Here is a 26,529-nt window from a genome sequence, read left to right on the forward strand (position 1 = left end):
ATTTCCCTTTTATTTATGATATGGATGATTGCTCAGTATAGCAAAACCTCTATAGATCTGTTCCAATAAAACCGCCTTGGCAATTTTATGACTCATTGTTATTTTGCCTAAACTGACAACAGCATTGCTTTGGTCTAAAAAATCTTTTTCAAAACCATATGCTCCGCCTATAAAAAATTTTACAGACATTTTATCATTTAGAAGCTTACTAAATTCAAAACTGTCTACTAGTTTTCCATCTGGATGCAAAGTTATACAGAAATCTTTCCCAATATAAGCTTCTAAAGCTTTGGTATATGCTTTTTGAGCGGCCTGTGGGGAAATTGTGTGTGCTTTTGTTACATCTTTTGAAAAAATCTCCGTATCTTTTACAGTTGCAAACCTTGATATCATTTTTGTCAACTCTTTATACAGCGGATCGTAAAGTGTTTTTTCTCTTTTTGCTATAGAGACGATTTCTATATTCATTGGAGTAAGCCGCTCCCGATTACATTGTATGTTACATGTTCAAATGAATCATTAAGTTTCACACCGCCTATAGCAGCGACATGGTGTCTGGATTTTGAGGCAATGGTATCCAGGGTATCTCCAAGAAGGCTTGATACATCTTTTTTTGTATCAGTATTTCTGTATGCGCCAAGTCCGATATAGTTTAAATCCATTGCATTTGCCTGCAAAACTTCTTCTTCATTATGCGTTGAAATACCTAAAATTTTGTCTTCATTTATAACACTTCGTAAAATTTTGACTGCCTTGAATACATCTGTATCTATAGCTTTAAGATCTTCCTGCCCTACATGCACACCATCGCAGAATTCAACAAGCTCATAGGCATCATTCACTATCAAAAAACCGTCATAAAGTTTTCTGATTTTTATCAATTGTGCTTTAATAAAAGCGATGTCTGCATTTTTATTTCGATATTGTATAATTTCAGCATTCTTCTTTTTTGCAATACCTATAAAGGATTCTAAAGAAATTCCTTTTTTATCAAGCATGTCCTGATCACATAACGCATAGAGTCTCATATCAGTCTTTTTTCAGTAAAGTCAGCATATCAGAGAGGGTTTTTTTCAACTTGTTTCGATTGACAATCATATCAATGGAACCGTGTTCTAGTAAAAATTCAGCTCTTTGAAATCCCTCAGGCAATTCTGAACCAATAGTCTGCTCAATAACTCTCTGTCCTGCAAAACCGATCAACGCTCCCGGTTCAGCTATAATAATGTCACCAAGGTTGGCAAAAGAGGCACTCACCCCACCCATCGTCGGGTCCGTAAGCACAGAGATAAAAGGCAGTTTGTGATTGGAAAGTTTTGCCAGTGCCGCCGAAGTTTTACTCATCTGCAGCAGTGAAAAGGTTGATTCCTGCATTCTTGCACCACCTGAGGCACTGAGTATGATCAAACCCTGCTTTTTCTCAATAGCTCTCTCAGCCGCGCGAACAATTTTTTCACCCTCAACTGAGCCCAAAGAACCGCCCATAAAAGCAAAATCAAAAATGACAAGCTGTACATCAACCCCGTTCATTTTACATTCACCGCTTACTACTGATGATTTTCTTCCTGTTTTTGCATAGGCTTCTTCAAGACGTTTTTTATAAGGTTTTTTGTCAACAAACTTCAACGGATCCACAGGTTCCAATGAAGCATCATACTCTACAAATGTTCCCTCGTCTGCAAGCATATTGAGTCTCTCTTTTACACCTATACGGATATGATACCCACATTTTGGACATACGTAGTTTTGATTCTCAACTTCTTTGTAGTACATAAGAGAGTGACATGATTTGCATTTAATCCAATGAGACCCTGCTTCGGCTTTTTCCGGTTGTTTATTGTCAAATGTTTTTGTAAAAAGGTTTAGTAAATTCAAAAAAAATCCTTAAATTATATAAATAGACTCTATTATAGCAAATTAATGTTGATTTTAAAGAATTTTTGAAAATATTTTTTTCAGAAGAAAGGCAGATTTACTCATCAAAAACAAGTAAATCTGCTTGAATTTATTGCAACAAAGAGTCTATAATGCTTCTTGCTGCCTCACGACCGTCAAAAGCCGCAGTTACAACTAAATCGGCACCACGAAAACAATCGCCTCCGGCATATATACCGGGTGTTGTTGTTTCGTATGTCTCTTCATTCACAATAATCCCACCCCATGAATTTGTCTCTATGCCGTTTTCAGCTAAAAACGACGGCACAACAGGATCAAATCCAAGTGACATTATAACCACATCTGCATTCACTCTGAATTGTGAACCCTTTACCTCTTCCATGCGTTGACGGCCTGAAGCATCTTTGGCACCCAGAGTTGTTTTTACAACTTCTACCGCCACTGCACGTCCTTCCTCATTTAATATTATCTCTTTGGGTGCTACAAGAAATGTAAAATCAACACCCTCTTCCATCGCATTTTTATACTCTTTTTTACTGCCCGGCATGTTTTTTTCATCTCTGCGATACAAACATGTAACAGATTTTGCACCTTCACGTTTTGCAGTTCTTAAACAATCCATCGCCGTATCACCTCCACCGATGACCACAACATTTAAATCTTTAAAATCAAATTTTTTATCATACGGCTGTTTAAAATTCTTTCTTTGTATGTTTGTAAGATAATCCATTGCCTTGTAGACATTTGGTGCATTTTCACCTGCGATACCCGCACTTTTTGCTTTTGTTGCACCAACGCCTATAAACATTGCATCATGTTCGTTTGCAATAGTTTCAAACTCTATATCACGTCCCACTTCACTGTTGAGCACAAGTGTCAATCCGGCCTCTTCCAAAAGTTTCACACGTCTCTCAACTACTTTTTTATCGAGTTTGAAATTTGGAATACCGTATGTCAAAAGACCGCCTGCACGGTCACTTTTTTCATACATGGTTACAGCAATGCCTGAACGCAAAAGATAGGTAGCAGCAGAGAGTCCTGCTGGACCGCTTCCGATAACAGCCACTTTTTTATCTGTTGTTATTCCAGGAAAATCCGGTGTATATCCTGCTTTAAATCCTGCTTCAGTAATGTGTGTTTCAACAGAACCGATGGTAATCGCCCCGTGCCCGTCATTTAATGTACAATCCCCTTCACAGAGTCTGTCATGCGGACATACTCTTCCCATGACTTCAGGGAAAGGAGAAGGTTCATTGGAGAGTTTAAAAGCAAATTCCAAATCTTTTTCGGCAATAGATTTGAGCCATTGAGGAATATAATTGTGCAAAGGACATTTGTTTAAACAAAACGGATCGCCGCACTGAATACATCTGTCACTCTGTGTTGCTGCCTCATCTTTATCAAAGACTTCGTAAATTTCACCAAAATCTTTTGTTCTGTCAACAACCAGTCTTTTTGCCGGGTCAATTCTCTCAGTTTTTAGGTATTCGCGCATTTTAGTCTCCGTTCTCTAGATTAAGAGGTAATTTTGTTAAATTTTTAGGTTTTACCAGCCAGAAGTTTCGTACTTCCACTCTAAAGTTTTCCAGTAAATCTTCAGCTTTTTTGCTCTTTGTTTCTACTACATAATCTTTGAGCAGGCGTTTGAGGTAATGTCGTGCTTCATCTCCCTCATCTGTATCAATTCTTACAGCTTCCACAAGTTCACTGTTTACATTTTCAATAAAATCATGATCTTCATCATAGACAAAGCTCACGCCTCCTGTCATTCCTGCACCAAAATTAATACCGGTACGTCCCAGAATGACAACAACACCGCCTGTCATATATTCACAGGCATTGTCTCCGGTCCCCTCAACAATAGCAAAGGCTCCGGAATTACGTACTGCAAAACGCTCTCCGACACTGCCTGAAATATAAAGTTTTCCGCCGGTAGCACCATAAAGACAGGTGTTACCGCCTGCTGAAAATTCTTCACCCTCATTTTTGGAAGTAATAATGATTTTTCCTCCGTGCATACCTTTGCCTATATAATCATTTGCAACGCCGTCAAGATAAATCGAAACACCCGGAATTAAAAACGCACCGAGTGCCTGTCCGGCTACACCGCTGAGATTCATTTTGATTGTATCCGGCTTCAGTCCTTCATCCCCGTAGTATTTCGCAATTTCTCCGGATATCAAAGCACCAAAACTTCTGTGGATATTTTGGATTTCTCTTTTGATGCGTATCGGGTATTCAGGATGTTTAATCGCATTCATCGCCTCTTTGAGAACATCTTTTTCAAATTTGTTATCATCAAAAGGCGGATTAAACGGCTGTTGATGCGTATTGACACCCTCTTCTCTGTGCAGGATTGCCGAGAAATCAAATTTCTTGGCAAATTCATCGTCTTTGACACTCAGCAGGTCCACACGGCCTATCATTTCCTCCATGGTTCTGTACCCAAGTTCTGCCATAATGGCTCTGATATCTTCGGCCAAATATGTAAAATAATTGATTACCTGATCAACATGTCCTTTAAAGAACTCTTCACGAAGTTTTTCGTTTTGTGTTGCAATACCTACAGAACATTTATTAACATGACAGATACGAAGCATCTTACAGCCTACAATAGTCAAAACACCTGTACCGAAAGCAAAAGACTCCGCACCCAGTAAAGCAGCTTTAACAACATCAAGTCCTGTTTTTAGCCCACCGTCTGTCTGCAATTCTACAAGTCCACGCAGATTATTTGCCTTAAGCGCATTATGTGCTTCAGACAATCCGAGTTCCCAAGGATTCCCTGCAAATTTGATAGAGGTCAGTGGAGCGGCACCGGTACCGCCGTCTCCTCCTGAAATAATAATTTTATCAGCATAGGCTTTTGCCACACCCGCAGCAATGGTGCCTACTCCGACAGTAGATACAAGCTTGACAGCGATTCTTGCCGCAGGATTGACCTGCTTCAAATCAAAAATCAACTGTGCCAAATCTTCAATAGAATAAATATCATGGTGCGGCGGCGGTGATATGAGTGTCACGCCGGGAACAGTATGACGAAGCTTTCCGATAAGGGCAGTCACTTTATGCCCCGGAAGCTGTCCGCCTTCACCCGGTTTTGCACCCTGTGCAACTTTAATCTGAATCTCCTCTGCACTTCTCAGATACGCCGGAGTAACACCAAAACGGCCTGAGGCGACCTGTTTGATTTTGGAAACTCTCTCTGTGTTGTATCTTGCTTTGTCCTCTCCGCCTTCTCCTGAGTTTGACTGTGCTCCGATTCTGTTCATTGCAATGGCAATTGTTTCATGGGCTTCAGGAGAAATGGAACCGAGACTCATAGCAGCGGATGCAAAACGTTTGAAAATCGCTTCTTTCGGTTCAACTTCTGATATATCAATCGGTTTTCTGTCTGATTTCAAGTCAAAGAAATCACGAATAAATTTTAATCCGCGCTTGTTTACAAGATTTTTCAGTGTATCAAAGTTTTCCTGTGTAGGGTGCTTGGAAACAGCATGAATTGCATGAATGACAGCAGGACCGAAATCATGATGTTCCTGATTTGTATAAAACTTATAGTAGCCACCGATATTCAAAGGAAATATTTTGTTAAAACCGTTTGTTTTAAAAGCATCTTTATGGGCTTTTTGCAGTCTTTCGTCTATATCTTCATAGGTAAGTCCGCTGAGCGTACAATGCGATGTTGCAAAACACTCTTTTACTATGGTTTTATCCAGTCCCATTACATCAAAAAGACCGGAATTTCTGTAAGAGGCAATTGTTGCAATTCCCATTTTGGACATAATTTTCAAGAGTCCGCTGTTGAGTGCAGTGTGTACAGATTTATAGGCTTCAGAAAATGTCATATTTAACGCTTTTGATTTTTCAAGCTGGTTTGCCACTGTTGCGAACAATACATAAGGATGGATTGCCGAAGCACCATATCCAAGGAGTACTGCAGCACTGTGCGAATCAATGACTTCTCCCGTTGTAGCGATAATAGAAACCAAATGACGAATCTTTTCGTTCAGTAAAGCGAAGTTCAAACGGCCTATGGCCATTGCCATCGGAATAACTTTGTTGTCCTTGTCAAATCCGCTGTCATCCAAAATGACAATGCGTGTTCCTTCATTTTTAACCGATGCTATGACTTTTTGAACCAATGCTTCCAAAGAGGCTTTCAAATCGCTTGTATAGGTGGTTGAAAATGTGGCATTTTTATAAAATTCCTGATATCTTGGAGAGGAATCATTGCCAAAAGACTTGAGCACTTCCAACTTTTCAGTCGTTATTATCGGAGAAATAGACTTCAGCCTGTGCGCATGTGACGGAATTTCATCCAGAATATTATGCACTTCACCAAAACCGGTATTTAAGCTCATTACAACTTTTTCACGAATAGGATCAATTGGCGGATTGGTAACCTGTGCAAATTTTTGCTTGAAAAAATCAGTAAAATTACGCTGTTTTTTAGAAAAAGCTGCAAGAGGTGTGTCATCACCCATAGAACCCACGGCTTCTTTTGCCTCTTTTACCATTGGTTCGATTACCTGTTCAATAACTTCCTGCGTAACATTAAAATATCTTTGTTTGGCAATCAAATCTGCCTCATCAACTTCTCTGCATACAACATACTGCTCTTCCACATGTTCCTGCAAATAAATCATATGTTCATTCAGCCACTTCATATACGGATTGGAACCTTTTAAATAATCATCAATTTCCTGACTCTTCAGAAGCTTGCCAAATTTCAGATCAAGTCCTATCATTTCCCCTGACTGCAGACGTCCACGCTCTTTGATCTCTTCTTCGGGAATATCTACAACACCGTACTCGGAAGCTATCAGAAGGTTGTCATCTTTTGTTACGATGTATTTTGATGGACGCAAACCGTTTCTGTCAAGTACACAGCCTATATATCGTCCGTCTGTTACTGAAAATGCAGCCGGACCGTCCCATGCTTCAAATACAGTTGAATGATATTCATAAAAAGCTCGTAATTCAGGATCCATATGCGGTGCGTTCTGCCATGCCGGAGGAATCACTGCACGGACAGCTTTGAAAAAGTCCATACCGTTTACAATTAAAAATTCAAAAAAGTTATCGGCTGAAGCACTGTCAGAAGCACCGGGCTGCAGGATAGGAAGCAGTCTTTTAATTTCTTCGTCGCTGAATACTTCGCTTTTTATTGATTCAGATTTTATAGCCACATTAATGCGGTTGGCTTCAACAGAGTTGATTTCTCCATTATGCGCTACAGCACGAAACGGCTGTGCAAGACGCCATTCAGGGAGTGTATTTGTTGAAAATCTTTGATGAAAAAGTGAAAAAGAGATTTTAAAATTTTCATTCTGCAGATCTTTGTAAAATTCTTTGATATGCGTAGGCATAACAAGCCCTTTATACGATAGCACTTTAGAACTCATAGATGCTATATAGAAATCTCTTTCAGAAATCATTTCATGTTCTGCTTCTTTGCGTGAAAGATATAAAAGTGCATCAAATCTGTTTGTGGCCATGATTGAATTAGGAACAATGAAAAGCTGTACGATGTGAGGCAGTGAAGCCAGTGCCTGGTCTCCTAGTGCATTGGTGTCAATTGGAACATCACGGTATAAAACCACTTTTAAATCATTGTTGTTACAAATAGATTCCAGTGTCTGCAAATGCTTTTTCTCTTTGGTAAAAACTACAGCTACTGCAAACTGAGACGGTAATTCTATACCTTTTTCTTTTGCTTCATTTTTAAGAAAATCAGTCGGCATGGAAAGCAGTAAACCGCTTCCGTCCCCCGTTTTTCCATCTGCAGCAACAGCACCACGGTGCATCATGCGTTCAAGCGCAGTCACTGCATCATTGAGCACTTTGTGTGAAGGTTTGTTTTTGATGTTGGCGACAAGACCAAAACCGCAATTATCCTTAAATGATCTTAATAAATCATGATGTTCAACCATTTCAACTCCCAAATTTGTAAATTTTATATGCAAAACATATAAATTTAATCTCTTTTTAAAGAAACTTAGTCTATTTAGACAAAGCATGTAAATTATACTTTCTTTTGGTTTAAATAAGCATAATAAGTGTAAAATATTTTAAAAAAAATTAAAAAGTGTGTATATAGGAAGCAATTAGGTGCAAGGTTTTATCATTAATTTAAATCGCGTCAAAGACGAAGATTTAATAGTAAATATTTTATCTCAAAACAGCTTAGATACCCTTTACAGATTCTACGGTGCACGTCACGGTGTGATAAATATAGGTTTTAAAATTGATTATGAAGTCGAAAACTCGGCAAAATCCACTATATCAAGACTTAAAGATGTTATACACATTGGATACAGCTGGATAAATGATTATAATCTTTTGCGATTATGGCAGGATTTTTTAGGGCTTTTCTATAAGCACTTGAAAGACTCTGAAGATATTGGTTCTTTTTATTTTGATTTAATTGAGGAAGCTTCACAAAACTGGAACAGACAAAACCCCAAACGCGTAGCTATTGAAGCCTATACCAAACTTTTGGAGCATGAAGGACGGCTGCATAAAGATATGCACTGTTTTTTATGTTCCAAAAAAATTGATGGGGATGTCTCTCTTTTACGTGCATATCTTCCAACGCATGAACAGTGTTCGCATACGCTGGCAATCAACAAAAAAGGGCTAAAAGAACTCTTTGAAAACAAATCTTCTCTTTTTTTAGGCAACCAGGAAGTAAATCGGCTCTGGAATGTTCTGCTTGAAGGTTTATAATTTACATATTTTGTTGTATTCTACTATCATGCCATGATATCGGGCATATATAAGGTTTAAATCTTTACATGTAAAGGCCTCTTTTATGCCTGATTCCAAAAATTCTTTATACTGCATATAATTTTTAAACTCTATGTCAAAACTCTTTAACAGCCTTTTTGTATAACTGTCTACAACCATCTCATCTCTAAAACAGGCATAACAGAGAATAGCGTCCGCACTCTCCTGTCCGATGCCTTTTTGCAGCAAAAGCCACTCTCTGCTTACCTCTTTTTGAAAAGATGCAAAATCACCAAATTCATTTTGAATGTTTTTTGCAAGCTGCAAAAGCCTTGGTGCTTTTTGGTTATAGAATCCGCTTGGACGAATCTTCTCTTTTAAGACGTCTGCATCCAAAGCGGCAAAACTGTTCAAATCCAAAAACATGTCTAAATTCTTTAAAGACTTTTCAACATTTTTCCATGTTGTGTTTTGCGTCAATACAGCACCTGCAACAACTTCAAAGGTTCCCGCATTGGGCCACCACAATTTCGGCGAATACTGCAACAGGTTTTTTGCTTCTAAAAAATCATATATCTGCAGAGAATTTGTGTACATGTAAACCTTTATCTAAATGGGTACTTCTAAAAACCTAACATCTCTTTCTTGCTACAAGAGAGGCTACACGGGTATCTTCGCCTCGCAGATTCACTTCGTCTTTTTCTTCATAGTAGATAATATCAAGCCCGATAAAAGCATGCAGCAATTCATTTGTACGCAAAAGGTATTCAGGGTTTGCCGGCTGATTAAAATCGCCGTGTGCCACAATAAAAGTTTCAAAAATCAACAGGCCGTTCGGCTTGAGAGCTTCTTTGATCTGCGGCAACAACCTTCTGCTCAAATAGTTAATATTGATAATGAGATCGTACGTATTTTTCTCTAAATTATAACTGTCCAGGTCAGCTTCTATTTTATTTATTTTCTCATCATCTTTTATCTGAGAAAGTGCATAATCACTAAAATCCACAGCATCAACTTCAAAACCTTTTTCTGCTAAAAAGTGCGTATTTCTGCCAATTCCGCAGGCAATATCCAAGGCTCTGTCTCCTGCTGCACAATCTATATACTTTTCAACTATCGGTTCTACATTTTTTCGCATCGGCTTCTCTACATGGCGAATATTCCAACGTTCTTTATCTTCTATCATTCTCAACCTTTCTTATCTTAAGAGTTTCGGAGTTACTCAGCATAAACTTTATATGCTATTATATTGAAATTTTTTTGTATACACCTTGAACCGATAAAACAAACATATATTATTTTCAGGAAGCTTTAGTATGAAATTTTTTTTATTTTTATTTGTTTTCTTACTTTGTGTGCTCCGTGCCGAATCCACAGATACAAATTCATCGTATCTTGATACTGCGCATAAAATAATTTCTGACAAAGTCACAGGCTATTCAGACACCCTTGATCAGACGATCAGCAAACTGTTCACAGGAAAAAAAGCACAAAATAGCTATGATGATTTTTTTAAAAATGAAAAATATTTCAATGAAACAGAAAAATCATTTGTCAGTGTAAATCTAAATACACAATTTCAGTCAAAATACCAAGAAAAAAGTACCCTGAACATAAATGCCAACATTGCCCTCAAAAGAACAAATCAGAAGCTTAATCTTTTTATCTCAGGCATCAATGAAAACAAAAACATAATAGACAAAAATGCTGCCACAGAACTTGGTCTCAACTATTTCAGATCAGACAGTTACGAGATCCAAAGCAGGTATTCCATTGGAATCAGAGGCTTTTATCCGTTTATCAGAGCACGATATTATAAAGTTTTTATTGCAAAAAACTGGAAAATCGAACCTATGCAGATTTTTGAGTATTCGAGTAAAGAGAGTTTTACAGAAAGAACTTTCATCTATTTCGACAATACACTTACAGACAGATCACTGTTAAGGCTCACCTTACACAGAGAAACAAAAACAAAGGTAAAGGGAATGGACTATGATATCTCGGCACAATACTATTGGAACTTTAACAAAAAAAACATCCTAAGTATATCTGAAATATTTTCCGGCAATACAGAATATACAACAGAACAGTCTTCTAAAAAGTACAGCGGTATAAATAATTATGCTACAGTTTTGACTTTTAGAAAAAACATATGGAAAAAATGGTTTTTTTATCAGATCAGTCCCTCTGTAAACTTTCACAAGGAAAACAGTTACAAAGCAAATTATGCAATTGCATTTTTAATAAATCTTTATTTTGGCGATTTTGACTAAAAGTTCATGAAAGTCTGTTTTTGTAATCTTCATATCCAAACTCTTTTACAAGTTCAATTGTTCCGTTTTTGCGCTTTATCGCCAAAGAAGGAAGTTTCACACCATTAAAGGTGGTATTTTTGACAAAAGTATAATGAATTTGATCTTCAAATATAACAGTATCTCCTACATGCAAAGGTGTATCAAAAGAGTAATCCCCCATGATGTCACCCGCAAGACAGGTGTTTCCGCCTAAACGGTAGGTATATTTTTTTTCATTTGCCATGCCTGCATTTCTTACTTGGGCACGATACGGCATTGCCAGTGTATCAGGCATATGTGCTTCTGCTGATGTATCCAAAATGGCTATATTCATACCGTTTTGAAAAACATCCAAAACAGTGGACTCCAGATAGCCTGTTTCCCAACCGACGGCCTCTCCGGGTTCCAAATAGACATCAATATTATATTTTTCACGAAATTCTTTGATTATCCAAACAAGTTTCTCTATATCATAGCCTTTTTTGGTTATGTGATGTCCTCCGCCAAAATTAATATATTGCAAATTTTTCAAATATCTTCCGAATTTATCTTCAAAAGCCGCTAAAACCTGTTCAAGCGCATCTGCATTTTGCTCACAAAGCGCATGAAAATTGAGTCCGTCTATCTTTTCAAGCAGTTTTTCATCAAAATTCTGCAGAGTTGTTCCCAGTCTGCTGTACAAACCGCAGGGGTTGTATATATCGACCGGAGAAGAAGAGACTTCAGGGTTTATTCTCAAAGAAACATGAATATTTTCATTGATTTCTTTGACTTTCCAAATATATTTTTCCAATTGATTTGGAGAATTAAAGACTATATGATCAGATATTTTGGTTATTTCTTCAATCTCATCATCTTTATATGCCGGAGAATAAGTATGCACTTCTGCATCCGGGTTGTATTTGCAAAATTCTTCACGGGCAAGTTTTGCCTCATACAGACCACTGGCTGTACAGCCTTTTAAATATTTTGCCACCAGTTCAAAAGTGCTCCACATTGCAAAGCCCTTGAGTGCCAAAATAATTTTGGCACCGCTTTGTTCTTGCACATACGCTAAAGTTTGCAGATTCTTTTCTAAAAGGATTTCCTCGCATATATAACACGGTGTTTTAATTGGATTCATTTGTTTAGTCTAGTTCTTGAATCTTCCAAGGCAATCCCTGTTTATTGAGCTCTTCCATAAACGGATCAGGATCAAACTCTTCCATATTATGCACCCCTGTTTTGTACCAGACTTTTTCAAGCATCAACTTTGCACCTATCATCGCAGGAACTCCCGTCGTATAAGAGACAGCCTGAGAGTTCACCTCTTTATAGCATGCTTCATGATCACTTACCTGATAAATATAGATTTTTTTCTTTTTGCCGTCTTTTATGCCCTCTGCCACGATACCGATATTTGTTTTTCCTTTTGTACGGGGACCAAGAGAAGCCGGATCAGGGAGCAGTGTTTTTAAAAACTCTATCGGAACAATTTGTTGCCCCTGATGCTCAATCGGCTCAATTCCCAGCATGCCTACATTTTCAAGACACTTCATATGCGTAAGATAACTCTCGCCAAAGGTCATAAAAAACCGAATACGCTTAAGCCCTTTTATATGCTTGACAAGGGATTCCATCTCTTCATGATAAAGCAAATAAGAATCTTTAGGTCCGATTTCAGGATAATCCCAGACCATTTTTATCTCCATCGGCTCTGTTTCTATCCATTTGCCGTTTTCCCAGTATCGCCCGTTTGCAGAAACTTCACGAAGATTGATCTCAGGATTGAAGTTTGTTGCAAAAGGATAGCCGTGATCACCTGCATTGCAATCAAGAATATCAATAGTATGAATTTCGTCAAAATAGTGTTTTTGCGCATAGGCACAAAAAACATTTGTCACACCCGGGTCAAAACCGCTGCCAAGCAAACCCATAATACCTGCTTCTTTGAAGGCTTCGTCTTTTTCCCATTGCAGTTTATACTCAAATTTTGCCTCATCGGGATGTTCATAGTTTGCAGTGTCCAAATAATCTGTTTTTGTTGCAATACAGGCGTCCATAATTGTTAGGTCCTGGTAAGGGAGTGCCACATTGATAACAATATCCGCCTGCACTTTATTTATCAAATCTGCTATCTCCTGCGTATTGTCGGCATCAAGCGCATAGGTTTCTATATCTGCATCTGGCAGTTCTGATTTAATATCATCGCATTTTGATTTTGTTCTGCTTGCAAGTACTATTTTTCCAAATACCTCTGCATTCTGTACACATTTATGCACAACTACACGGCTTACGCCGCCCGCACCTATTATTAACGTTGTATTCATTATAATTCTCCCTATACTAAAGCGTCAGCTAATGTAAAAATCCATATCAAAAGTGTAACCAATAAGCTTAACAAAACTAAAGTCGCACCGGCATCTTTTGCCTGTTTTGCCAAAATATGATACTCGTTAGTCACCAAATCCACAACTCTTTCAATGGCACTGTTTGCAACTTCTGCCAAAACAGGTATAAACAGTGAAATAAAAAGGATACTTGAGTGTACAAAACCTACCGGCAAACTCCAGGCAACAATACCCATCACCGCAAGCATAAAAAGCTGCCACTTAAATGATGTTTCATTTTTCACTATATCTATAAAACCCTCTACTGCATACATACCATTTTTATAAAGATTATGTTTTGGTTTATTCAGCTTCATATTTTTCTCTCATTTGTAAAATTATATCCCGTAACTCTTTTGCTTTTGTATCAATCGGCAGAGGATTTCCAAAATAGATTTTAACTACTCTGCGCTTAAAAATATTCCTTTTGGCACCTTTTGGCCTATATTTTGCAAAAGAACTGCCAAATATACCTTTATCTATATAAAAAGGAACAATAACACCCTCATAATCTTTTGGAATCAGCTCATACCCTCTCTTAAACTCATGTATATTTCCGTCCTGTGATATTTCGCCTTCGGGAAACAAAGCGACAATGCTGCCTTTTTTTAATCTTTTATGTGCCTCTTTCATTGCATCTTTGAATGCTCTTGGCGAAAGAGGGATTGCTTCCCCCTTTTTAAAAACAGCGTGAAAAAATTTCCAGTTATAAATATCTTTGTCCATCATATAATTTATTCGTCTTGCTATAGGCAACTGCAATAAAATCCAGTCAAGCCAGCTGACATGATTTCCCAGTAATAAAACAGCTTTGTCCTCCGGGATATTTTCTAATCCTATGTAAATATATTTATGCCGCAATGCCGCAATAAGACCCATAAGTGAAAAAAACATCTCTACTACATATCTTTTATATAAATTACGTATCAGATAAATGCCTATCATCCCCATAAAATAAAAAAGCAGTTCAGCATTCATCCCGAAATATGCGAATACCGTTGTCAACAATAAAAAAGTAAACATAAATATGTTTTGTATAAAATTATTTGCTGCCAAAATAATTCCAAGATGTACACGTGAAGCCAGATACTGAATTCTTGCATTTAACGGTACCAAAATAAATGCCGCAAAAATACCAAAGAGTGTAAACATAATTGCAATGAATGTCATAGAATGCAAAAACGGCACACTCAAAACAATAAGCGTTATAATGGTTGCCCCTATCCCCGCCAAACCGACATTGATATAAAATCTTGAGAGTTTTGCAACCATAACTGATCCGACAACAATGCCTATACCTGCAAGTGCCATCACACCTTGCACATAAATAGTGTTGGTTACATGTAGCTCATCTTTTGCATATTCGCCAAATACAGCCAAAACAACCTGTGATATTGACCAGAAAAGACTGAGTGCGATAATCGCATCAAAGATTTCTCTGTTTCTTCTGACTGTTTTAATGTTTCTGAACAAATAGACACCGCTCACATACTTTTTTAAGCGAAAATCCCGTTTGCTCGCTTCTATCATTTTATTTGGCAGTTTTGAGGCTAAAAACCACTCAATTATCGAACCGATCACCAAAAGCCAGCCCAGAGGCGCAACAGTTTGCAAAATTTGGGACTCTGTTACCAAAGTATCCCTGTACATTCCCTCAAACAAAACCGTATAAAAAATAATACCGCCGAGAATTGCAACGGTTGTTACTGCCTGAACAGCACTGTTGGCACTGCTGAGAAACTTTATGCCAACCAACTCTTTTATATATCCGTATTTCGCCGGGCCGTAAATTGCACTCTGCATCGCAAGCAAAAAGGTTAAAATAAAAGCAAAAACAAAATACCCATGATAATAGGCATAGGTAATACCAAGGGTAATAATCACCGCAAAAAGAGCAGCATACTCCATAATTTTGTTTTTGGCAAATCTGTCTGCCAAGAAACCCGAAGGAGAAAAAATCAAAATAAAAGGAAGTAAAACCAAGGCATTAACGATTGCCGTCAAGACAATTTGTGTACTTCCGTCATAAACCTTGAATATCGTGTTTTGTATAATGATTTTATGCCCGAGATCTGTAAAAGCATTCAGAAAAACCACTGCAAGATAATTGATAACACCTGCTATTTTAAACATTTTCTTCTTGTGCTAAAAGCGTACTCCATCCTTCATAATAGCCCTGCTCTTTTTTTATTGCTTCAAAAAGTTCATTGACAACTTTTTTTACTTCCTCTCTTGTCACAGCATGTATTTTGAGTAAAGCTACACCGTTTTCAAACTCTTCACTGCTTATCTCATCTTTGAAACTGAAACCTTCAAGAGATAAAGAGTTTAAAAATTTATTCTTTTGTGTAGGTGTTGTAAATGAAACATAATGTTCCACTGCTCTTGGAATTTCTAAATTATCGCCTTCTTCTTTGAGTAAAAAAATAATTTTTTCGCTTTCTATATGACACAGTTCCAAATCATTCGGAGCAAGGTTTTTATAATGAAAATCCCATTTTGTATCACGGACTACATTGCTTTCATAAATATAATGAGCTGGTTTTAGCATATTTGCCACTGCAGCATCCAAGCCTTTTGAGTCAGCCGCGTAAAAATAGAGCTCACTCCATCCATCTACAACTCTTGAACCGACGTACTTTGCTTTGTCTTCATGTTCAAGAGTTATAATCAAAGATTCTTTTACATCCAAAAACTCTTCAAAGCCCTCTGCGCTTTCATCAAGAGCATCAAACTTTATAAATACACTAAGCAGCCATCCGTACTTGTTACTATATGCATAAGCATTTAAATCTACTTCTATCGACACTTGATTACCGTCTTCATTTCTTAAAAATATTTCTCTCATAAACTCTCAATCTTTTTTTTTCTTTATTATATCAAAGATTATTCTTTAATATCGATAATAATTATTAAAATTAAGAATATTTTTAAAAAAAAAGTATATAATTTCTGCATAAAAAAGATTTTGATAGTAAATATCATAATCAAGACAAAGGATAAAAAAATGAAAAAAACAAACGTATCACTAGTATTAGCAAGCATGTTACTGGTAAGCAGTGCCTCTTTCGGGGATGACAAAACAGATATTCTCAAGCTTCAACAGGAAGTGAAAGATCTCAAAGAAATGACACAGATTCTTGTTGATGAAACAAGTGATTTAAAAACCGGCTTTAATTATACCAAAGTTGATGAGAAAAAGCGTTATACCGGTCTAGGTAGTGCTGCTTCTAAAGTTTACTACTCAAAATCACCGTTAAGTATCGGCGGATACGGTGAAATGTATTATTCAAGTACACAAAAGGCTGGTTCTGAAACACAGATAAAAAGATTTATAACATATTTTGGATATAAGTTTGCTGACAATATCATTTTAAACTCGGAAATTGAGTATGAAGGCGGCGGAGTAAAAGCTACCAGTACAGGTGCGACCGGTGATACTGTAGCTGTTGAATTTATGTACCTTGACTTCATCGGGAACAAAAACTTCAATGCACGTCTTGGTAACTTCTTGCTCCCGATGGGTTTAATGAATGAACAGCACGAACCGACACTCTTTACAACGATACAGCGTCCAAATACAGCAAAGTATATTATTCCGACTACATGGAATACTTCAGGGGCAATGGTTTACGGTGAAATTGCAGATGGCATAGAGTATAAAGCCTCTATAGTCACAGCACTGCAGATAACGGATACCGGGGACAAGTGGGTAAGAAACGGTCGCGGCAGCGGGCGTTTAGTGAAAAATCCGGATGCAGCAGGACAGATAAGAGTTGACTACACCGGAAAAAGCGGTTTGCTTATCGGTGCTTCATCATACTTTTCAAAAGATTTGCTTATGGTAGATGTTCATCTTGACTACAAAATAGGCGCAGCAAGAATTTACGGTACCTATGCACAAAACAAAAGACTTGATACAAATGCAAGTCAACAGGTTATAGCAAATTACGGCGGTTTCTTAAATGCAAGTTACAATATTGCCTCTTTAATAGGTACAGACAAAAAAACACCTCTTTTTGTGCAATATGAACGATATAATCCGCAATCAGAAGTAAGCAACGGCGGAACTGCAGGTGATGCCATAACAGATGTGACACTTGGGATTAACTTTTTCCCACATGAGCAGGTAGTCCTTAAAGCTGAGTATGTTGTCTCAGACAATGCGGCGACAGGGAATATTACCGGCATATCTTTAGGTTTTGTTTTTTAAAAACATTCGAACATATTTTCTCCTTTATAAGGTTTTGCAGCAATTTTACTGCAAAACCCCAATTATTTTGCTAGAATTTTAAAAATAAAATATTTAAAGAATTAAGCTATGAAATATATTTCACTATTTATACTACTATTATTGACACAACAGCTATCAGCCCAACTCCTTGTATCTCCTATTGATGCAATGAAAGAAAATTTTGATCTTAATGCAACAATTACCAAGAAGAATATTATTCTGACCCATGAAAAATTTAAAACAGTACAAAAAAATGCAGGTGTAAAACTGACTACAAAAATCTACAGAGTATATATAGCCGAAAAAAACGGAAAAATATTAGGATACGGCATACTTGTTAACAGAAAAGTTCGTTCCAAAAATGCAGTAACACTCTATTTTTTCAAAGACTCTGTTTTGCAGGGGATAGAAGTCATTGCCTTTAATGAAACACTGGAATATCTTCCGCCAAAAAGATGGACGCAACAGTTTAAAAACAAAAAAACTGACAAGTTGTTAAAACTCAATCGTGAAATAACAAATATCTCAGGTGCAACAATGAGCGCAAAGAGTCTTACTGATGGTTCGCGTATAGCATTTGCCATATACAATATGCTCTATAAGGATAAATAATTGCGTTTTACTCTTATAAAAGACTTAAAGAAAGATTCATCGATCAAACCTATGCTCAACGGCTTGCTCGTTTTCATGCTTTTGTATTTTGCTGCTGAAGTTTTTGTAGATTCCAGCAACTTTGGTCTTTTTTATGAACAGGTAAAATTCACACTTTTTGGAAATGAAGAAAATTTCCTCGAACCCATCTCCGAAGCCTCGTTTTTGGAATATATTCATACCAAAATATTTTTCATGATGATGATACTTCTCACACTCAGTGCTATATTTATCCGCTTAACCGCAAATGACACTCTGAAACTTTTTTGCCTTAACAGTGTGATGACAAGTGCGCTGATTATGCTCATTGCCCTTACGCTTTCATATTATATACATCCTTTTTTTGTGTATATTTATCTTGTAACATATTATTTATGGCATTTGTGTGCATTTTACATGGTTATTTATTCATTATGGAGCCTTAATTTTGCAAAAAGCCTATAACCTTGCTATATTTTACTTTATTCTCTTTTCAATACTCCTTCTTATAAGCAGCAGTATTCTTTTTGCATCCAAGATCGGCTTCACGACTGAAGGTGTATTAACATACTATCTTGGAAATGAAGCACTTTTCATAGCACCTAAAACACCAGGCGGCATACTGAAAATCATCTTGCCGCATATTTTTGCCTTTGGACTTTTCGTAATGGTTACCGTGCACTTTTTGCTCTTTACACACAAAAAAAGAACAAGAGAACTGCGACTGCTTACATCTGCTCTGTTTATACTCTCATTTTTAGAAATTTTTACACCGTTTGCTCTTATAAACGGTTTTGAATCGCTTGCATTTTTAAAAATATTTTCATTTTTTTTCTTTGAAATTGTCATATTGTATACTTTGTTTATACTCTTTAAAAGTATTTTATATGATTAATTGGCTACAATATTTGTTATGAAAACACTTTTATTATTTTTATTACTTCTTATTACATGTAATGCTTCCTTTGCAAACGACAACAAAGTGTGTCAAAAATGCCATCCTTTAATCTATAAAGAATATTATGATTCAATTCACAGAAAGTCATCGCTTGCTAATGATGCAATATATAGAGCGGTCTTTGAGAAAGAACACAAAGAAAAAGAAAGAAGCAAATGCAACAGCTGCCATGCACCAAGCGCAACAAACCTGCAACAGGAAAAAGAAGAACCGATATCATGTATCTACTGCCATACAATCAAAAATATTCAAAAATATGATGAAGCGAACAAAAATATTTTAACAGGAAAGAAAAAAGACTTCTTTAGTGCCCAAGAAGATAAAAAAAACAGATCCAAAGTTACATATGAAACAACAACTTCTTTTTTTGGTCTTATCAAACGCTCTAAAAATTCTCCTTATCACCAAATTGAATACAACAATGAAAACTACTATAACGGCAATGTCTGCATGGGATGCCATTCACATGTAAACAATGCGCATGATTTTGATATCATCATGCTTGATGCGTATATTGACAAAAAAGACAAAAACACCTGCATATCCTGTCATATGCCGCAAACCATGGGCAGCAAAACAACACTCAGCGACAGTAAGACTCATGCCTATCATGGCATAGCAGGTCTGCACAAACTCAGCAAAAGTCTCGGAAAATATATCAATTTTCATGTACAAAAACATGAAAAAGGCTTTCAGGTAAGCATTGAAAATCTTGCCAATCATGCTCTGTTCGGACAGGCCTACAGAGAAGGAGTCCTCAATGTTACAATCATTCGCGGAGCAGACAAAATAGTTCAGGAACCTTATATATTTACACGTATTTTCGGAAAAGGCGACAAAGAAAGTATGCCTTTTGAAGCAACGAATATTTTAAAAGATACCCTTATTTATGCGAAAAAAAATATTGTCTACAACACAAAGCTGCAAAAAGGTGATAAAATTGTACTAACACTTGGTTTTCGGCTTATCTCAAAAAAAGCAGCAAAAGAGTTAAAGCTGCAACATAGCAAAGAGCTTACCAAAATAAGAATTCTAAAAACTGAATCATTTAATTTTTAATAAATATATCAGTATATTCAGCTATATTTTTGCTTATAACAAGTTTTTTATCTGCTTGCAAAATAATGTAGCCTATCTTCTTAGAATCTAAAAATGCATATGTTTCTTTTATCGGCATAACACTCGCAGCCGTTGCATATGCATCGAGTGTTGCTGATGGAAGTTTTGAGACAAGCGTTATAGAGATAAATTTTTGTTCTGATTCTTTTGTTTTTGGATTAATGAGATGATTATACTTTGTGCTTTTTATATAACGATTATAATTTCCGCTTGTACTTACACCGCTGTTATGTATTATAAATGTAACCAAAGGATGTGTCACATCCAAAGGATTATTAACGGCAATTTTACAGCTGCCTATGCATCGAATGTCTCCGCTCAGGGCAACAACTGCCTTTTTCACCTTGTTTTGCAGTAAAAATTCACTGACTTTGTCTGCTGCAAATCCCTTTCCCATACCGCCAAGATCTATTTTTACTGCATTGCCTAAAAAAGCCTCATCTTTATCAAATCTAAGCTCATTGACAGAAACAGAACTTTTTTCAAGTTCATTTTTCAAAGCAATACGCTCTTTGGCACCAAATCTGTATAAATCTTTCGTAATTGTTCCTATCGCAATATTAAAGTACCCGTGTGTTTGCTTATAGTATTTTAAAGAAAGCGTCAAAGCTTCATAAGAATACTTGTCTAAAGATGCATGTCTGTTTTGATTAAGTTGAGATATTGGAGAATTCTTTTTATAGGTAGAGAGCGAGTTATCGACCCTTTTGATAATCTCAAAAGAGGGTTTAAGAAATTTTTTATCTTCCTTGTCGACAGATATTGACACAAAAGTACCCATCAATACTTTTGTACGCTGTATCATCTGTGAATCTGCATTACATGTAACAAATACAGAGACAAGAAGAAAAAATTTGTACATCAGTTAAATATCAATAATCTCATTTACTTCAAGTCCAAATCCGCTCAGTCCTACAAAGTCGGTTTTTTTCATAGAAGTAATAAGATTCATTTTTGAAATACCAAATGATTTAATAATCTGCGCCCCTATTCCAAACTCTTTTATGGCCGCATTGTCCTGATGATGTGTTTTGTTTATAAAAACCAACAAACCGCTGTTTTGCTTCAAATATTCTATAGAATTGATCAAATTATTGTATTTCTCTTGTTGCAAAAGTAGTTCACAGTCAGGAATTACATTATGAACCCGTACATTTGCAACTTCACCTGCATTGTAAAAAAGTATCGCTGTATGTTTTATACCATCATGGTCTTCAAATGTATGTTGCTGCACTTTGACACCGAAAAACTCTATCTCCTGCACCTCTGTCTCTTTTACAAGTCTTTCATTCGAAAGTCTATACTCAACAATATCAGAAATAAATACTGTATGCAGATCATGTTTTTTGGCAAAAATATCCAAATCATCGCGACGGGCCATTTCACCGTTATCTTTAATTATTTCACAAATTACCCCCGCTTCACTCAGCCCTGCCAAACGGCACAGATCAACAGAGCCTTCCGTATGGCCTGTTCTTACAAGTGTACCGCCCTCTTTTGCAATGAGAGGAAAAATATGCCCCGGTTTTACCAGTTCATCCGGCTTTGAAATGGGGTTGGCTAATATTTTTATAGTATCGTCCCGCTCTTTAGCTGAAATTCCTGTCAGTGCATCTTTAGCATCAACAGAGACTGTAAAGGCAGTTTCATACGAAGAAGTATTTGAACTCACCATAGGATTCAAATCAAGTCTGTCGGCAATAGACTTAGAAAGAGCAACACATATAAGCCCCCGTGCGTGCATTGCCATAAAGTTTACATGTGCCGGTGTAGAAAAGGCGGCCGCATAGACCAGATCGCCCTCGTTTTCTCTGTCTTCATCATCAACCATAATAACCATTTTGCCTTTTTTAATATCTTCTATAGCCTGTAAAACTCTTTCTATCGGTTTCATATTTTCTCTTTATTTATTAATATTTTTCTTTTCTTTATTATAGGAAAATTAGTATTAAAAAGAGTTCAAAAAAAAAATTAATACTTTTAATAAAAAACTCTTGACATAAAAGAAATTTTTGTCTATAATTTCGCTCACAAACACAGAGTAAAAGTGTTTGAAACACCGCGGAATAGAGCAGTTCGGTAGCTCGTCGGGCTCATAACCCGAAGGTCACAGGTTCAAATCCTGTTTCCGCAACCAATCTTTAATCTACAAAGCATTGGGGTATCGCCAAGCGGTAAGGCACCAGTTTTTGGTACTGGCATTCGGGGGTTCGAATCCCTCTACCCCATCCACTTTAAACTCCCTAAATTAGGCACTTTCAAAACTAAATCTTAAAAATAGCGCCAATTCTAATATCAAGTGCAATTTCCACCTAATTTAACTAGCTAACTTTTTACTCATTTCACTAAAAAACACCTCATATGGAGTTTTGTATCCAAGGATTTTTCTAGGTCGATTGTTAAGTCTGTTCTGAATCATAATGATTTCATCCTTTGAGACATTTAAAAAGGTGCTTTTCTTGGGTAAATACTGCCTGATTAATCCATTAGTATGTTCATTCAATCCTCTCTCCCAAGAGTGATATGGATTAGCAAAGTAAAAATCTGTGTTCAGTGCAGCTGCTACTTGTTTATGATATGCGAATTCCTTGCCGTTGTCACTTGTAATTGTATGAGTGATCTTTTTCATTGGTGTGAGCATCTCTATAAGCGCTTGGGTTACTACTTCGGCATGTTTAGTTGGTACATTTTTAATGATAGCAAATTTTGATTTTCTGTCAACTACAGTAACTAAAAATCCTTTATGATCTTTACCAACTACAGTGTCAATTTCCCAATCTCCGATGCGAGACTTTTCTCTCGCCAATTATAATTACAATTAACTTGTATCACCAAAAATATGTTATACTTAGGTAACTAAAGGAGGTAATTACAGATGCAAATATCTTTAAATATTCAAGATGATGTTTATCAAAAACTCAAGAATGCTGGCATTGATATGCAATCAAAAATTAATGAATACCTTCTGAATCTAGTAGATAGAAAAGATGATTACTTAAACTCTAAGCAATTTCAAGAGGATAAAGCTTATTTCCAAAATGCTTTAGAAAATATTGAAAGTGGAAAGACAAAACCTCTTTCACATACAGAAGTATGGAATACAATAGAACATCATACTAGCAATTAAGTATGAAAATTATCTATGAGCCAAGGTTTATAAATTCTTTTAATAACATTTGGGACTATATTGCACAAGATAGCAAGAATAGAGCAAATCAATTTAAAAAAGGGATAAAAAAATTAATTGAAGATATACACCATATGCCTTACAAATGTAGAAAATCAATTTACTTTGATGATGATAATATCCGAGACTTGATTTATAAAGGGTATACAGTTGTATATAAAGTTGATGAAGAAAAATCAATCATTACAGTTTTAGGTATTAAAAAGTATAAAGCAGAATTGTAGGTCACTTTAATTTTTAGGGGTATATTTTTATTTTGTATTTAAAAAATACAATAAAACAGGGATACAGTGAAACCCTCTACCCAATCCACCCCTTAAAACCCCTAAAATAAGCACTTTAAATTTGAATTGGCAGAGCAAGAATCCGAACAATAAAAATATTATCTCAAAAATTGTATCTATCTTTCAAGCTATTGAAGGATATACTACAACAAAATACTTCTGTTATAAAAAAAGCTCAACTCCTCAGAAAAAAGTATGGTATCAAAGTATCAGTTAGTAAGTAGTGAGTTTTACTACGAGAACAGTGATGTATCTAGAAACAAATTTAACATCAAAGACACTCAAACTATCCATGAGATAGAAAAAGAGCTCCTAGAAGAAGCATATGCTATCTTTTTCAATGAAATCAATGAAAGCACTCGTTTGACAACTGCTAAAGAGTTCAGGGTTTAATTTGGAAAAATGGCAACATAAGAGTGCACAGGCTATATTTAAACGCTTGTTTGTTGCCTCTTATGCCTGTTTGCTTGTATGAGAGACAGAACATACAAACAGTAAAAATATGTTGGAAATCAGAAAGTTTTTTTAGTTCGATTAAGCTGCAGGCTCGTAACCAGGAACAAGATATCTGATGTAGATGGAGTTTTGAGTTGTGTAGATACTTATGACTGAAGTACCGGTTCCGAAAAAGCATTAATTTTTTTTAACTTAATGGCATTGGGTATAAATAGCGGGTTAAAAAGAATTATAATTTCTCTTTAACCATATTGTCTAAATAAGTAAACAACTCCTGTGATGCTTTTTCTGCATCTTTAAATATTTTTATGATTTCATCAACTTTATCACTGCCAAGCATACGCATAGCTTTTGCTATATCATCATGCACTTTTTTATGCGGCTCTTGCAGATTTGTATAAAAACTGCTTTTTCCAAATAGTTTTTTACCTTCATCTGCATACCATTTGCCTAGTCTGCATTGAGTATGGTCACTCAATTCAAATTTCAATTTCCCTTCAAGCATTGATGAATATGCATTGTTTTTATAGACCATATGATCAAGTTTTGCCATATTTGTAAATAGTTCGTATCCTATGATTTCATTGTCTTTTGTGATAGCTTCACTGTTGGAAATCAACTGAGAAAGCGTGTCAACATAGTCCTCGAGTGTTTGCTGTGAACTTATGGAGTGTTCTTCAATTTTTTCACTGTTTTCACTCATATTCATCGAGTTTTGCTTAAGTACACTTATATTTGCTTCTACCTCACTTGTAGCTTTTTGCGTTCGTTCTGCAAGCTTACGAACTTCATCGGCAACTACTGCAAATCCTCGTCCGTGTTCACCTGCACGTGCCGCTTCTATAGCCGCATTCAGTGCAAGCAGGTTAGTCTGGTCTGAAATATCTTTAATAAGAGAGATCACATTAAAAATTTCTTCAACATTTGCATTCAGTTCCTCTGCAGAATGTCGTGATTCTGAAACCATCTCTGTAATACTGCCAATTGCATCTTTAATGTTATCCGTAGAGTGTGTCACTTCTTTAATGACTTCGGATGTTTTGGCATTGAGTATATTTACCTGATTGACACTTTCAACACTCTGAGACATGCTGTTTCTTAAATTTTCTGCATTGTTGAGTGCACCGCTTATCATCTCTCCCGACAGCGCAAGAGTCAGTTTGTTCTTCTCGCCAATTTCCGCAGCATGTTTTGCAGAATCTTCAGCTCTTAAAGCTTCTTCTTTTGCTTCGAGTGCAAGCGCTTCGACTTTATCTAAAAAGGCATTGAAATTTTTACTCGCCTGCCCTAATTCATCTTCTGATACCACGGGAAGTCTCTTTGACAAATCAGCATCACCCTGTGCCAATTCATCAGCAACATTTGCAAGGTTTACTATAGGGTCAGTAATTGTTTTTTTGATAATGTACATTAAAAACAGTAAAATAAACAGATCAACCAAAGACATAATATATACTTGTCTCAAAAGAGAGTCTTCAGATTGAGAAATGACGCTGTTTACTTTATTGATATCTTCACCGATCAGTGCATAAGCAACAACATTGTTTGAAAAATCTTTTATAGGTTCTGAGACTATAAAATACTTATCAGTTATTTGTGGTCTATCTGTCTTCTCAATAGAAATATGAGCCAAATCATTAAAAAACTCTTTATTAACGACATTTTCTTTGACTGCAAGTGTAAAATTACCGACTTTTGGAGCAGATTTTAATGAACGTGCTGTTGAGAGATATTCGTTTTTCATGACAATGGCTATTTCGTATCCGTTGTTTTTTCTCGCAGATTTTATTATAGAATTTAAACCTTGCATAAATTCAACAGAACCTAAATAGCGATTATTGAGCTCAACGGGAGCTAAGCCTCTGAGTACAAGCCCTGCACGACCAAGCTCAATAGCGACAATAGGTTTTTTATCTCTTTTAACGGCAACTATTGTTTTTCTAAAAGAACTTAAATCATCTCCAAATTTCTTTGGCTTCCAAGCACGTAAAAAACTATGTACATTTGCATCATGTATATGTATTTTAATATTTTTATATTTTGTGTATTTTTTAAATTCCTGAGACAGGCTTTTTAAACCATTGATGGCAACAGTTCTGTTGTTTTCCATCAATGAGCGTATCACACTGTAATTTTGCGATATGTTTATAGCATTGGTAAGACCGATGTCTTCCTTTGCTTGCATTGCTTGCTTGTAGCTAAGATGCAAAGAAGCAGATTCTGAAGTATAAACCTCATGTTCCAAGTCTTTAATAGAATAATAGTAGTTCACCAAAATAATAATAAATCCTGCTAAAATAGAAACTACCAATGGTATATGTATTTTTTTACTGATTGACATGAAATTTACCTCCATTCCTGCAATTTTTT

The 26,529-nt window shown here is 36.2% G+C and carries 25 protein-coding genes and 2 tRNA genes; 11 read left to right on the top strand and 16 right to left on the bottom strand.

Annotated elements, in window-relative coordinates; genetic code table 11:
- Positions 1–9: 9 nt before the first annotated feature.
- The 5 genes from MNY28_RS02705 to gltB all read right to left on the bottom strand — a co-directional run bounded on the left by MNY28_RS02705 (position 10) and on the right by gltB (position 7,832).
- The gene (locus tag MNY28_RS02705; RefSeq protein ID WP_151900194.1) at positions 10–468 is read right to left on the bottom strand and encodes a 23S rRNA (pseudouridine(1915)-N(3))-methyltransferase RlmH; all 459 of its coding nucleotides are present in this window, start codon (positions 466–468) and stop codon (positions 10–12) included.
- Positions 465–1,028, bottom strand: a complete 564-nt coding sequence (locus MNY28_RS02710) for a thiamine phosphate synthase (RefSeq protein ID WP_151900193.1) — start codon at positions 1,026–1,028, stop codon at positions 465–467. Before MNY28_RS02710 ends, MNY28_RS02705 begins: the two co-directional genes overlap by 4 nt.
- Position 1,029: 1 nt before the next feature.
- Complete coding sequence (accD, locus tag MNY28_RS02715) at positions 1,030–1,875, bottom strand: acetyl-CoA carboxylase, carboxyltransferase subunit beta (protein WP_151900192.1); 846 nt, start codon at positions 1,873–1,875, stop codon at positions 1,030–1,032.
- 130 nt (positions 1,876–2,005) lie between these two features.
- Positions 2,006–3,391: a glutamate synthase subunit beta gene (locus MNY28_RS02720; RefSeq protein WP_151900191.1), complete on the bottom strand. Its 1,386-nt coding sequence runs from the start codon at positions 3,389–3,391 to the stop codon at positions 2,006–2,008.
- 1 nt (position 3,392) lies between these two features.
- Entirely contained in the window at positions 3,393–7,832 is a 4,440-nt protein-coding gene (gltB, locus tag MNY28_RS02725) for a glutamate synthase large subunit (protein ID WP_346388826.1), read from the bottom strand.
- Between the two features lie 178 nt (positions 7,833–8,010).
- Here gltB and recO point away from each other — a divergent pair, with 178 nt between their 5' ends.
- Positions 8,011–8,628 (top strand): recombination protein RecO, encoded by a 618-nt coding sequence (recO, locus tag MNY28_RS02730; RefSeq protein WP_151900190.1) that lies wholly within the window; start codon positions 8,011–8,013, stop codon positions 8,626–8,628.
- Here the strand turns inward: recO and MNY28_RS02735 are convergent.
- Both MNY28_RS02735 and MNY28_RS02740 read right to left on the bottom strand, forming a co-directional pair.
- The gene (locus MNY28_RS02735; protein ID WP_346388827.1) at positions 8,623–9,225 is read right to left on the bottom strand and encodes a 3-methyladenine DNA glycosylase; all 603 of its coding nucleotides are present in this window, start codon (positions 9,223–9,225) and stop codon (positions 8,623–8,625) included. The genes recO and MNY28_RS02735 overlap by 6 nt on opposite strands.
- 34 nt (positions 9,226–9,259) lie before the next feature.
- Positions 9,260–9,814, bottom strand: coding sequence for a class I SAM-dependent methyltransferase (locus MNY28_RS02740; RefSeq protein WP_151900188.1), 555 nt, complete (start codon positions 9,812–9,814; stop codon positions 9,260–9,262).
- A 130-nt stretch (positions 9,815–9,944) separates the two neighbouring features.
- On the opposite strand from MNY28_RS02740, the gene MNY28_RS02745 reads away from it, so the two are divergent.
- Positions 9,945–10,901 carry a hypothetical protein gene (locus MNY28_RS02745; protein WP_346388828.1) on the top strand — a complete coding sequence of 319 codons (957 nt, stop codon included), beginning with the start codon at positions 9,945–9,947 and terminating at the stop codon, positions 10,899–10,901.
- A 4-nt stretch (positions 10,902–10,905) separates the two neighbouring features.
- On the opposite strand, the gene nspC is transcribed toward MNY28_RS02745, so the two are convergent.
- Genes nspC through MNY28_RS02770 form a run of 5 tightly spaced genes read right to left on the bottom strand, consistent with a single transcriptional unit; the run spans position 10,906 to position 16,139 of the window.
- Positions 10,906–12,045, bottom strand: coding sequence for a carboxynorspermidine decarboxylase (gene nspC / locus MNY28_RS02750; protein WP_346388829.1), 1,140 nt, complete (start codon positions 12,043–12,045; stop codon positions 10,906–10,908).
- A 4-nt stretch (positions 12,046–12,049) separates the two neighbouring features.
- Positions 12,050–13,231, bottom strand: a complete 1,182-nt coding sequence (locus tag MNY28_RS02755; RefSeq protein ID WP_151900183.1) for a saccharopine dehydrogenase family protein — start codon at positions 13,229–13,231, stop codon at positions 12,050–12,052.
- Positions 13,232–13,242: 11 nt separating this feature from the next.
- The gene (locus tag MNY28_RS02760; RefSeq protein WP_151900182.1) at positions 13,243–13,608 is read right to left on the bottom strand and encodes a diacylglycerol kinase; all 366 of its coding nucleotides are present in this window, start codon (positions 13,606–13,608) and stop codon (positions 13,243–13,245) included.
- Positions 13,595–15,424 (bottom strand): MFS transporter, encoded by a 1,830-nt coding sequence (locus MNY28_RS02765; RefSeq protein WP_346388830.1) that lies wholly within the window; start codon positions 15,422–15,424, stop codon positions 13,595–13,597. Before MNY28_RS02765 ends, MNY28_RS02760 begins: the two co-directional genes overlap by 14 nt.
- Positions 15,417–16,139 (bottom strand): DUF695 domain-containing protein, encoded by a 723-nt coding sequence (locus MNY28_RS02770; protein WP_346388831.1) that lies wholly within the window; start codon positions 16,137–16,139, stop codon positions 15,417–15,419. Before MNY28_RS02770 ends, MNY28_RS02765 begins: the two co-directional genes overlap by 8 nt.
- Before the next feature lie 159 nt (positions 16,140–16,298).
- On the opposite strand from MNY28_RS02770, the gene MNY28_RS02775 reads away from it, so the two are divergent.
- The 5 genes from MNY28_RS02775 (at position 16,299) to MNY28_RS02795 (ending at position 20,172) form a co-directional block, all read left to right on the top strand.
- On the top strand, positions 16,299–17,504 hold the full coding sequence (locus MNY28_RS02775) for a porin (RefSeq protein WP_346388832.1): 1,206 nt from the start codon (positions 16,299–16,301) through the stop codon (positions 17,502–17,504).
- Between the two features lie 108 nt (positions 17,505–17,612).
- The gene (locus tag MNY28_RS02780; protein WP_346388833.1) at positions 17,613–18,137 is read left to right on the top strand and encodes an FMN-binding protein; all 525 of its coding nucleotides are present in this window, start codon (positions 17,613–17,615) and stop codon (positions 18,135–18,137) included.
- Positions 18,138–18,620, top strand: a complete 483-nt coding sequence (locus MNY28_RS02785; protein WP_346388834.1) for a hypothetical protein — start codon at positions 18,138–18,140, stop codon at positions 18,618–18,620.
- Complete coding sequence (locus MNY28_RS02790) at positions 18,604–19,050, top strand: hypothetical protein (protein WP_346388835.1); 447 nt, start codon at positions 18,604–18,606, stop codon at positions 19,048–19,050. The genes MNY28_RS02785 and MNY28_RS02790 overlap by 17 nt, the downstream gene beginning before the upstream one ends.
- Before the next feature lie 18 nt (positions 19,051–19,068).
- A complete protein-coding gene (locus tag MNY28_RS02795) occupies positions 19,069–20,172 on the top strand; it encodes a multiheme c-type cytochrome (RefSeq protein ID WP_346388836.1) in 1,104 nt (367 codons plus the stop codon).
- Here the strand turns inward: MNY28_RS02795 and MNY28_RS02800 are convergent.
- Together MNY28_RS02800 and MNY28_RS02805 are read right to left on the bottom strand one after the other, a co-directional pair.
- On the bottom strand, positions 20,162–21,094 hold the full coding sequence (locus MNY28_RS02800) for an FAD:protein FMN transferase (RefSeq protein ID WP_346388837.1): 933 nt from the start codon (positions 21,092–21,094) through the stop codon (positions 20,162–20,164). The two genes, MNY28_RS02795 and MNY28_RS02800, sit on opposite strands and share 11 nt — an antisense overlap.
- Before the next feature lie 3 nt (positions 21,095–21,097).
- The gene (locus tag MNY28_RS02805; protein ID WP_346388838.1) at positions 21,098–22,126 is read right to left on the bottom strand and encodes a bifunctional 3,4-dihydroxy-2-butanone 4-phosphate synthase/GTP cyclohydrolase II; all 1,029 of its coding nucleotides are present in this window, start codon (positions 22,124–22,126) and stop codon (positions 21,098–21,100) included.
- Between the two features lie 166 nt (positions 22,127–22,292).
- On the opposite strand from MNY28_RS02805, the gene MNY28_RS02810 reads away from it, so the two are divergent.
- Together MNY28_RS02810 and MNY28_RS02815 are read left to right on the top strand one after the other, a co-directional pair.
- A tRNA-Met gene (locus MNY28_RS02810) sits at positions 22,293–22,369 on the top strand.
- A gap of 20 nt (positions 22,370–22,389) precedes the next feature.
- Positions 22,390–22,464: transfer RNA gene (locus MNY28_RS02815), tRNA-Gln, on the top strand.
- Between the two features lie 85 nt (positions 22,465–22,549).
- Here the strand turns inward: MNY28_RS02815 and MNY28_RS02820 are convergent.
- Positions 22,550–23,038, bottom strand: coding sequence for an IS30 family transposase (locus MNY28_RS02820; protein ID WP_346388839.1), 489 nt, complete (start codon positions 23,036–23,038; stop codon positions 22,550–22,552).
- A gap of 69 nt (positions 23,039–23,107) precedes the next feature.
- On the opposite strand from MNY28_RS02820, the gene MNY28_RS02825 reads away from it, so the two are divergent.
- Both MNY28_RS02825 and MNY28_RS02830 read left to right on the top strand, forming a co-directional pair.
- Positions 23,108–23,359: a hypothetical protein gene (locus MNY28_RS02825; protein WP_346388840.1), complete on the top strand. Its 252-nt coding sequence runs from the start codon at positions 23,108–23,110 to the stop codon at positions 23,357–23,359.
- Between the two features lie 2 nt (positions 23,360–23,361).
- Entirely contained in the window at positions 23,362–23,643 is a 282-nt protein-coding gene (locus tag MNY28_RS02830) for a type II toxin-antitoxin system RelE/ParE family toxin (protein ID WP_346388841.1), read from the top strand.
- Positions 23,644–24,388: 745 nt separating this feature from the next.
- Here the strand turns inward: MNY28_RS02830 and MNY28_RS02835 are convergent.
- A complete protein-coding gene (locus MNY28_RS02835; RefSeq protein ID WP_346388842.1) occupies positions 24,389–26,500 on the bottom strand; it encodes a methyl-accepting chemotaxis protein in 2,112 nt (703 codons plus the stop codon).
- Positions 26,501–26,529 lie beyond the last annotated feature (29 nt).

It is taken from the genome of Sulfurimonas sp. NWX367 (assembly GCF_039667065.1).
Lineage (GTDB): Bacteria > Campylobacterota > Campylobacteria > Campylobacterales > Sulfurimonadaceae > Sulfurimonas > Sulfurimonas hydrogeniphila.